At 38.8% G+C, this 10,453-nt stretch carries 7 protein-coding genes; 1 reads left to right on the top strand and 6 read right to left on the bottom strand.

Features of this window, described 5'->3' with window-relative positions:
* The 4 genes from HC965_RS20255 to HC965_RS20240 form a co-directional block, all read right to left on the bottom strand.
* A partial coding sequence (locus HC965_RS20255; protein WP_191033154.1) for an Eco57I restriction-modification methylase domain-containing protein occupies nt 1–2,402 on the bottom strand: 2,402 nt, incomplete at its 3' end.
* Between the two features lie 17 nt (nt 2,403–2,419).
* Complete coding sequence (locus HC965_RS20250; RefSeq protein WP_191033153.1) at nt 2,420–5,908, bottom strand: helicase-related protein; 3,489 nt, start codon at nt 5,906–5,908, stop codon at nt 2,420–2,422.
* A gap of 33 nt (nt 5,909–5,941) precedes the next feature.
* A complete protein-coding gene (locus HC965_RS20245) occupies nt 5,942–6,940 on the bottom strand; it encodes a nucleotidyl transferase AbiEii/AbiGii toxin family protein (protein ID WP_191033152.1) in 999 nt (332 codons plus the stop codon).
* Entirely contained in the window at nt 6,933–7,535 is a 603-nt protein-coding gene (locus HC965_RS20240; protein ID WP_223854957.1) for a DUF6088 family protein, read from the bottom strand. Before HC965_RS20240 ends, HC965_RS20245 begins: the two co-directional genes overlap by 8 nt.
* 541 nt (nt 7,536–8,076) lie before the next feature.
* On the opposite strand from HC965_RS20240, the gene HC965_RS20235 reads away from it, so the two are divergent.
* On the top strand, nt 8,077–8,490 hold the full coding sequence (locus HC965_RS20235) for a secondary thiamine-phosphate synthase enzyme YjbQ (protein ID WP_191033150.1): 414 nt from the start codon (nt 8,077–8,079) through the stop codon (nt 8,488–8,490).
* A 36-nt stretch (nt 8,491–8,526) separates the two neighbouring features.
* On the opposite strand, the gene HC965_RS20230 is transcribed toward HC965_RS20235, so the two are convergent.
* Together HC965_RS20230 and HC965_RS20225 are read right to left on the bottom strand one after the other, a co-directional pair.
* Nucleotides 8,527–9,333, bottom strand: a complete 807-nt coding sequence (locus HC965_RS20230; RefSeq protein WP_191033149.1) for an RNA methyltransferase — start codon at nt 9,331–9,333, stop codon at nt 8,527–8,529.
* A 54-nt stretch (nt 9,334–9,387) separates the two neighbouring features.
* A complete protein-coding gene (locus tag HC965_RS20225) occupies nt 9,388–10,422 on the bottom strand; it encodes an alcohol dehydrogenase (RefSeq protein ID WP_223854956.1) in 1,035 nt (344 codons plus the stop codon).
* Nucleotides 10,423–10,453 lie beyond the last annotated feature (31 nt).

The following is a 10,453-nucleotide window of genomic DNA, read 5'->3' as shown; positions in this document are numbered from 1 at the left end:
TGCTCCACAAAAACGCTCAAATGTTTTATGCTATCTTTAGCTTGTTTATTCGTTACTGCGCAAACTGTTTTGTATCTATTTTTTGATTTACAAAACAATAATATATTGGTATCTACAGTTGCGCTCTCAAAAATTTTCACACCAGCAAAATCTATCAGTAATTTGGGATCTGTTTTTTTTGCAAAAAAGGCACGAGTCTTTTCTCCGTATCCAGCACGCATCCATTTATTAGAAGTAATATAACACAAATGCCCATTCGGTTTCAACAGTTGCCAACCGCGCTCGTAAAAAAGGCAATAAATATCACCAGTACGAGCAAACACCTTAAAATTGCTGTTTTCATAAAGAGCTGCAATCTCGCCTCCATTGTTCTGTAACTGTATATACGGCGGATTACCAATGACAATATCAAAACCATTACAACCATTCTGCTGATTAAAAACATCACTAAAATAAGTATGCCAGAGGAAGAATTTATCATTAGGTATATCAAGATTATCAACAGCTTCAACAACAGACGGAATATAGCCTGAACAAATCTTTATATGCTCTTTTACAGCACATTCAATATTCTTTCTAATCTCTGCTTTTACAGAATGATTGCTTTCACTGAAATATTGCTTTAAGTAAATTTGAATATTTCTTTTTGTATCAGTTTCATCAAACATTAGTGATACTTGTCCTCTATTTTTCTTTGCAATAGTTTGCACACTTTCCGTCAATGTAGAAAGATCGTAACCCATAAAGCTTTCAAGCAAAGAATTCCCCTGCATAATCTTATAATCCAGATTTGGCAATGAGTGTGGTGTTTCTTCTTCCACTATCAGCGACAGCCAAAAGCGTAGACGCGCTATGTCTACTGCACCTCGCTCTATATCTACACCATATATATTGTGCTGAATGATATGACGTTTTATGTCTGCTGCATCACTAAAACATTCTATTGCACCACGACACAAGAACAACTCTTTGAGCAAGCCCATGGGGAATGCACCTGAGCCAATGGCCGGGTCGCATATCTTCACATCTTTCAATCTATTATCCAACATCATAGCTAGTTCAGAATCAGCTCCACCAATTTCTGCTACATCGTATGTATTCACAAATTTGTCGATAGCAGTCTTAGTTTGTTCATCCGTTATATCTGTTTGTAGATAAGCTATGAGCGATTGACGACACATATACTGTACAATCTCTTTCGGCGTGTAGAAAGCCCCTTTATCTTTGTTGTCCTCCAATAAGTTCTCAAAGATACGCCCCAGCATCTCTGGGTCTACACCCACTTGCGCGTCATTAGGGTCATTTTCGTCTATAGTAAAATTATACTGATAGAAAAACTCAAATAAATCTGCAAAATACTTTGCTGGAAATTGTGATGCAGGCTCATCAAGCAAATCACGTTCGAACAGGCCACCATTGAGGTAAGGTATCTTCACTACTGAACTATGTTCAAGAGCGACACCTGTATCAAACAAGTATTCGCTACCTTTACGGTCACTATCAAGTGCAGCAGTAAAAAGAGGCTCCAAGACTTCGTCAAGAAAATTTGCCTTTTGTTCACTGGTAGACCTTTCAAACAGATGTTTCATGAAGTTGGTATCACCCTCACCCCACTGTTTATCTTTAGGTACTCCCATCCAACCTTTCTTTTGTAAGAAATGCAAGAATACAATGCGTCCTAGTAGTTTTTTCACATAGTCACGAATAGGCTTTTCCTCACGATCTCTGATAGTTTCGTCAGTCATTCCGCTTTTGTCGAAAGAAGTATCAATAAAGTCCTTACGCATTCCGTTCGACTCGTCACACATATAGTCTACAAAACGTCGATAATGTTGCTTGTATTTTCCAAAGAATTCCTTAGATAGAGCCTCCACATCAAATGCAGCCTCTATATCTTTCAATTCTATGTCGCCATGCTTTTGCAGAAGTTTTCCGAAATTCTCTGACGCAGTGCGACATGATTGATTAGGGCCAAGCAAGAACGTATAACGTTTAGAATCAGTAATTTCATCATTGCTTCCACGTTTACTGCAAAATGTAAAACGCCAGTCCCAACTCAGTGTATCTTCATAATGAAATATCATAAATGCACTAGAATAAGTGTTCATTATACGTCGCACCAACTGCTGAATAGCTACACGATTACGCACCATTTGCACATGATCAGTAACGGTTATATCATAAATGTCTATAGGGTTAAACTCCACCTGTATAGTACCTACACGGCATACTGATGTTATCCCCGTACTTGCTGCTACAGCTGCCAACTCCGGGTTCTCTTCGAGCAATGAAGCATTGAAGCCGTCATCGAAGTTATCTTGTCCAAAAATAGGAAACACCACTTCTTGCAGAAATGATTCACCACCTTGATATGGCTTCTGAAAATATTCTTTGAATTCCATAGTTGATATTATTTTTATTATTTACTCAGTGCCATATATGTTATGGCTTTACCATAACGCATCTGTACATTTGCTACTATTTTTTGTATTTCTTGATTCAATACAGTGTCAAATTCTTCTTGGCTAAGTTCAAAGAGTGTGCCGCCGCTTTGAGTGCGAATATCATCAAGTGCAATTATCTTTTTGATGATGTCATAATTCCCTTTATTCACTAACATGAATGCAGATGATAAAAGGCTGCGAGACTCCTTAGACATTGAGATAGTGTCTTTCATCTTTATGATTATCTCTTTAGCTTTTGTGGCTTTTTTCGAATTCTTTGCGTGAATATTCATTTTAGCAAGTGCTTGATTTACAAATAATTCGGCTTTTAATTTACGTTGTTCCCAATCTGCCGGAAGGGTAGCCAAAGGTACATCATCATCAGTGCGGAATGCTTTGTAAGCGTCAATACTGGAAAGAATACTACTTTTTAGTTCAGCATCTACTTTTACAAATAGCCCGGAAGTCTGCTTATTGCGAACAAGAAAATAGCTACTTCCATCTGTTGGTGCAATTGCTAATTCCAGTCCATCTTCCATTGCCACTATTTGTTCAAAGCGTTCAGGGTGAGTACGTTTATATTCTTTCAGTTCAAACACGTATTTTTCCATTGGAGACTCCTCACCATTTATCTGCTTATTTAGGTCATATTGCATTACTTCCTCATTTTCTGTGAATACCTGGTTATCTTCGCCAAACAAAGTGTGGAATGATTGTAGCTTGGTATAAGCTTTCTGTACAAGCTTTATTTGTTCATCTCCTTGCAAACTTGGCATAAAATTATAGACATACACATACGACGCGATAGAACCAATGCGGTTCACGCGCCCTATACGCTGCATCAGCCGAGTGGAGTTCCAAGGAGTATCATAGTTCAATACACAATTGGCGCGGTGTAAATTTACACCTTCTGCCAACACCTCAGTAGTCACGATTACCTGATAATCATTACGCCATTCACCCTTATAGTTGGCATCGAAGTTCTCAGCAATAATCTTTGCGTTCTCATCTCTATTTTTTGCAGTTATTACAAGTACCTTCAGAGAGTTATCAGTGGTTTCTATAGCAAGTTTTATAGCCTTCACTGTATCTATCGCCTCACTAAATATAACCAATTTTTGTGCTATATTCTGTTGTTTATCAAAGAGTGTACTTCGTAATTTCTTTTTAAATTCTTCTAGTTTCGGATCGTTGCTGTAAGCATTCCACCGTTTACAAAGGAATTCTATTAGCTGTAAATCTTTGCGCAACAATTCTATATACTCTTGCATAAAATCATCACGAGTAAGTTCACGGTTACGTTCCTTCTCATTTTTACCTTTTTTGTTAAGTTTCTCTATACGGGAGCGTATATCATTGGCGCATTCGGAAAATGTATACAACTTGCCAGTACGTTCGTAGTCCTTTTCTCGGTCAAGTTCCTCATTTACGTTAATGTCAGGACACACAAAAATGGTATTATGTTCCCACATATCGATCATATTCTGAGTATAGCGACGCAAATTCTCAAGTGAAGATTTGAATGCTGAGAAACTGCTTTCTATTCTTTTCACCAGATTAATTTGCATAATCTTAGCCAACTGTTGTGAGAAACGGTCCGCATCCATATTTTTCCCCTTATACAGAGCCTTCACTTCGGGAGATTTAATGAATTCTATAGCACGATAACGGTAGTAGCATAGAAAATTACTGTTATCGAAGCGAAAATCTTCGGTAGGTGCTATCAAGTTCATTGTATCAGCAAAAAGTTTTGCTAATCCACTTTCCATCTGATATTCAATAGAATGAGGTCCACTAATCTTTGGAAAAACAATTTTTTGCTTACCGATGTCATCCTTGTAATATTTCTCCACATCAGTACGTGTACGACGCACTAAAATATCTTGAAGAACACAGTCACGTATCTCACCTGACAAACGTTTAAGCTCCATTCTGCGCTCTTCAGGAGTAATATCATTAGGCATATTACCATCATTCATTTGTCCAGAAGATTTTATCACTTGCCCAAATCGACGGTTAATGTCGGAAAAGAAGCCTTCAAGGTTTCCGCCATTAGCCTTTTTCAAGGTGCTGTCGGCATGGTTGCGCTCAAACAAATATATCTGGTTTTGTATATCAGATGGACGGTTATTTTGTGGTGTAGCTGAGAGCAATCCTATATATGGATAAGCACCTGTACTAGCTCCTATCTGTGTTATCAAATCATCCAGTGCTTTATACATTGAAGTACTACTATTACGAAACTTATGACTTTCATCTATGATGATCAAACCATAATCTTTATACTCGAAATCAGAAGAAAAAACACAGGAATCAATCTCGTCAAAATCAGCTTCATCCATATCATCAACAAGCTTACCTATACTTCCTGTCGTAATATAATCGATAGCCGAATCCATTTTATCTACATTGTCTGCATCAAACAGTTTTACGGTTTCTTTCCATCCTGACTGAATGGCAGGAGGAGTTACAACAAGTACTTTACGCTCACGACCATCATCATCAGGCATTCTTAGAAAGTGTTTCATTATAAGTGTTCCTACAATGGTTTTGCCTAACCCCACAACATCTGCCAACATAAAGCCACCGTGTTCTCTCATAATGGAAAAACACTGTTTTACTGCCTCTATCTGATACGCCAACGGATCAAAGCTTTTTGGAAGATAACTCTCTATCAACTGCTGCTGGTTCATATCAACAATGCTACCGAACTTATATTGTAGGAGCTTAATGTACAATTCATAAGGTGTCAACTTTACGACCACTTTTGCATCCTCTTCTGCTTTCACTCTTACAGGTGCGCCTCTCAATATTTCTTCAAGGAATGTTTTATTCCAAGGTATTGATAAATTCCATTTCTCATCAAACCAACAGTTATGTCCTTTTGTATATGAATACTCATTTGGTACAGCTGTGACTCGACTTGTATCTGTTTCCAAATAATTCAATTCCGAATTGCCTTCTAATCCCTTTTGAGTAAAATTACTACTGCCAATAATACCAACAGCATAATTTTGTCCGCAAAAAACATAACATTTTGCATGAAAGAATTGAGTATCACCATCTTCATTCTTTTTGTAAATACGGATTTGAAATCTGCTTTCATCCTCTTTTTCCTTACAATATTCTAGAAGCAAGCGCACAACCTCTACATATTTATCAATCACTTCAAGTTGTTGTATATCCCTCTTGATATAATCTTGTGGGAACTTCGCATCTTTACAAATAGGATTAGCTAATTGATTTTGACGTACAATTGGATCAGCCCCTATCAGTAGCTGAAGAGTTGTTCCCTCTTTTTTTAGAAATTCTTTCAACTCATTATAAACCAAAAAAGTGCCAGGAATATCCCAATATCCTGTTGCTATTTTTATAGTCTTACAATTGGCATTGGTTATACACTCTTTAATAGTGTTGACTAACCTCAAGCATTCATCTGAATTATCAATAAGAGTATTCGTCATAACATTTTCGTTTCGTTAGATTTTACATATTCACTAAGAATGAAACATTCTTTCAAGTTCCTTCATTTGCGCTATGAGAGATTCAAACGTAGGAGCTTCTCCATAAATCATTGCCAAACGCATATCGTTATAGTCTTGTTCCCAAATATCCACCAAGGATTTGTGCGGAACAAGACAGATACGCCTACGGATGTCAGGAGTATAATCAACGCCATTCACATGAGTAAAACATTCACGGTGATGATGGATAGTCGTCCATAATTCATTATTAGACACAGCATTCAATGCTATCTCTGTTTTCATCATCATTGCCAAGTCATAAAGATGACGCGACTTTCTATTCGCATCACCCATAGAGGCTGTCGAAAACAACTCATGCAACAAGAAAGCCTTTTCCAAAAATGTCTTTTCGGCAAGAGCCGTCGGTATGACAACTGTCTGAATGGTTGTTTCAATTGGAAGGTATTGCTCGACAATACTCTTCACTTCTGCTTTAGAGGTAGGTTCCAATAAAGAACGAGAACCAATCTCCAATTTGACTTCTGAATGTAAGTACGGTAGTTCAGTATCGAATAAAGAATAGTAACGAATATGTATGACACGTGGTTCCGGGTAGGTATTGTCACCCTCTCCATCAGGATCAGCCTCTATTGACAACCATTTATCCAAATCATTTTCCACAACTGCCGATTTCAAAGATTGGCACAATTCATCACGAACAAATACAGATGAACACTTTCTGAGGCGTTTGATTTGCTTCTTTGTCAAATCACCTTCAAATCCCCAGATAGACGGATCTATAGCCAAATCTATATCTTCAGAAAAGCGTTGAATAATGTTCCACACTTTACTCAAAGAAGTGCCGCCTTTAAACACCAAATGTTCTGCTATTGGCAAAGAGAATACGACTTGAAGTATCGTTGTTACCCACAAGTCTTTTTCAATGGCTTGCACCGGAAGCCCGGTTTTATTGGCAGCTTGCGTAATGACCATTATTTGCTGATCGGTGGTAAGCAAGAAGTAGTTATTCATAGGCATTTTTTATAATTGTTCTTATCCAAGCAGGCATCAATGACGCATCCACCATCACTTTTTCTTTTGATTCTTTCTCCAATATTTGTTTAAGTTGGGCTATCTGCGGCTCTGTTATCTTATCTTGCCCCAGTTCTTTTAAGGCAAAGGTAACAAGCATCGCCAATTTATTCGTAAAAGCTAAATTCTTGGGCGATGTAAATCGGAATTGAATGGATTTACCATTTCCAAGATTGATTTTCCGCCTTGTCCCATCAGTCAGATAAACAAAGTTCATGGGGATTTGAGTAGAGAGTCCCAACTTATTGAGTGCATGAATTCCCGTAGGCACTATTCTCGCCTTATCACGCCGAGCAATACTATCGGCTATTTCTTCAATAGAAGGATAGAGTACTCCCAGTCCCATTACCTTATCTTGCTTAGGATAACAATAGATACCTCTTGCTAACCGAAGAATTTGATTCTTTTCTGTTAGCCGTTCCAGAGCTTTACCTATACTCTTAGGTTCGCCAAAGTCAATAAAATCATTGGGGAAAAAGATAGTTCCTTCTCCTTTTGCTCTTATTACCTCTATTATTTTATCTTCGATACTCATCACACAACTCGCTTTGTCGCAAAAGTAACACATTTTTTCGACAAACAATTTAAAATTGTCATTTCATTTTGTGGGTCTTTGACTCTCTATCCTAATAAATCGACTTTACTTTATTGTCGTACCCTATGTATACGATATATTAAAGTAAAGATAGGGAAGAAAGATAAAGAATAATTTTCTTCCCTACCTTCAAAACCTGAAACTTGTAAAGCATACACGTGATATCATCCACTACCTAAGCGATATTAGTGGCGAAATCTCTACCCTCAGAGAGACCGATTCGTTAATGAAAAACAAAAACGTTAAAAGTGAGCGTTTTAACACACAGAAACAAAGACATTTTCTAACTTTCTACCTTTTAAAGACCAATACAATGAACACCAACAAGTTATATATGCTGTATCGGGAAATAGAATTCTATTAGGATTCATGAGATATGACAGGCTTTACATTTCGTGAATAACAACACAGCATTGAATCTAATAAGATTTGAGTTGTTCCAAAACTACGTGGGACAAAATAGAAATGAAACTATAATAATATGTGGAAACAAGTAGAATTTGAATTACAATCACGCAAACGTGGATTTCATCTTATAACGGGAGAAGTACTACGAAATTTGCCACCATTGCCCAAAGTAGGATTATTGCATTTATTTATCAAACATACTTCTGCCGGATTAAGCATTAATGAAAATGCAGATCCTGATGTTCGAGTTGATATGGAAAGCATCTTCAACCACTTGATAAAAGAACGTGAACCGTATTATCAACACACTTTAGAGGGAAATGACGACATGCCGGCTCATGCAAAAAGTTCCATTATAGGAACAACCGTCACAGTACCCATTACCAATGGAAAGCTGAATCTCGGAACTTGGCAAGGCATCTATCTCTGTGAATTCCGGGATTACGGTGGTAATCGGCGAATCGTGGCAACTATCAGTGGAGAATAACTATATGGTTATTTATAACTTTGGTATGCACTAATTTCAAGATTGTGGAGCACGAAGTTGCCAAAAGGCCACAGCTGCCGCAGCAGCTACATTGAGCGAATCGACGCCATGCGACATAGGGATACGGACTACATAGTCAGCCTCGGCAATTGTTTCACAGGAAAGTCCGTCCCCCTCGTTCCCCATCACAATAGCTAATTTAGGTTCAGTAGCCAGGATAGGATTATCAATAGAAATAGAATTGTCCGTGAGTGCCATAGCAGCCGTGCGAAACCCTAAATTCTTCAGTTCAGAGAGAGAGCCATCCATCCAAGTCCATGATACAAAGAAAACACTTCCCATAGATACTCTGACCGCACGACGGTTCAACGGGTCACAAGAATTGCGTGTCAGTAATACGGCATCAATTCCAAGAGCTGCGGCCGAACGGAAAATAGCACCGATATTGGTTGCATCAACAACACTATCGATTACAACAATACGCCGGGCTTCCTGACACACTTCTTCCATACTACGTGGCACAGGACGACGCATGGCACAAAGCACACCACGTGTCAGAACATAGCCGGTTAGCTCGGCAAGTAATTCTCTGCTACCCGTATAGACAGGCAGATCACCACAACGTTCAATAATATCAGCGGCATCGCCAGTAATGTGTTTCTGTTCACACAAAATAGCCAAAGGTTCATAACCGGCATCCAAAGCTCTCTTGATAACCTTTGGACTTTCTACGATAAAAATACCCTTATCAGGTTCGATGCGATTACGTAACTGTATTTCAGTAAGAGTACTGAATACTTCAACTCCGGGATGAGATAAAGATGATATTTCGATAATAGGCATACTATTATTTATTACTTTCGATTAAACATACGAGCATTTCATTCACTGAACAGGTCATTTATAAATAGCTATCTTAATGACACCATCCAGTCTGTTCTCAAAGACACGATAGGCTTCCTCTATTTCATGGAGTGGAAATCTGTGCGTAATCAGAGGAGTAGTATCTATCTTGCCTTCTGCAATCAGATTTAGGATCTCTGCACAGTCACAACCGTCCACCCCGCCTGTCTTAAATATCAGATTTTTGCCATACATATCAGGCAAAGGGAGAAGCTGCGGTTCGTCATAAAGAGCTACGATAGTGACAATAGCATTAGGACGGGCACACTCCCATGCCAAACGAAAAGTATCCTCACTACCAGCTACTTCTAACACAACATCAGCACCACTATGCTCACTGTTGTGAAGTACAAAATCCTGGCAGTTTTCAGGTTCTACCACCCATACATCAGGATAATGTTCACGAACAAACCGTATTCTTTCAGGAGACTTTTCACAGACAATAATACGTTGTGGTTTCTTCAGCATCACACACAATAAAGTGCAGATTCCGGTAGGCCCGGCACCGATAATAAGAACGGTATCATCTTCGGAAATCTCCGAGATACGAGCAGCCCAAAAGCCTGTCGCAAGCACATCACCGACAAATAAAGCCTGTTCATCGCTAACCGTATCAGGAATGCGGTTCAATCCTTGGTCAGCGTAAGGAACTCTGACATATTCCGCCTGACCGCCATCAATACGACAGCCCAAAGCCCAACCACCGTTGGAATCAGTACAGTTATTGACATATCCCCGTTTACAAAAGAAACATTCTCCACAGAAAGTTTCCACATTCACTGTTACTCTATCTCCCGGCTTCACTGAAGTTACATCACTCCCCACCTCTTCCACGACACCTACCATTTCGTGCCCAACAGTCGTTCCGGGCACAGCACGCGGCACGCTACCATGTTTGATATGAAGATCACTAGTACAGATACTGCCAAGTGTCACACGTATAATCGCATCCCGTGAATCTTTTATTTCCGGTTTCGGCTTCTCGAGCAACTCAAATTTTCCGTGTTCAATATATGTGTATGCAAGCATAGTCTTCTCCTTGTCTATTAATATATGCCTT

The organism is Bacteroides sp. GM023, assembly GCF_014750685.1.
In the GTDB taxonomy this organism is placed as follows: Bacteria; Bacteroidota; Bacteroidia; order Bacteroidales; family Bacteroidaceae; genus Bacteroides.
Note: the sequence above shows the minus strand (reverse complement) of the source record. Positions and strands in the feature narration are given on the sequence as shown.

What these genes read in the sequence shown, in the direction of transcription:
- HC965_RS20250 (WP_191033153.1), bottom strand. Translation starts at nt 5,908, where the DNA reads ATGACGAATACTCTTATTGATAATTCAGATGAATGCTTGAGGTTAGTC.
- HC965_RS20245 (WP_191033152.1), bottom strand. Translation starts at nt 6,940, where the DNA reads ATGAATAACTACTTCTTGCTTACCACCGATCAGCAAATAATGGTCATT.
- HC965_RS20240 (WP_223854957.1), bottom strand. Translation starts at nt 7,535, where the DNA reads ATGAGTATCGAAGATAAAATAATAGAGGTAATAAGAGCAAAAGGAGAA.
- HC965_RS20235 (WP_191033150.1), top strand. Translation starts at nt 8,077, where the DNA reads ATGTGGAAACAAGTAGAATTTGAATTACAATCACGCAAACGTGGATTT.
- HC965_RS20230 (WP_191033149.1), bottom strand. Translation starts at nt 9,333, where the DNA reads ATGCCTATTATCGAAATATCATCTTTATCTCATCCCGGAGTTGAAGTA.
- HC965_RS20225 (WP_223854956.1), bottom strand. Translation starts at nt 10,422, where the DNA reads ATGCTTGCATACACATATATTGAACACGGAAAATTTGAGTTGCTCGAG.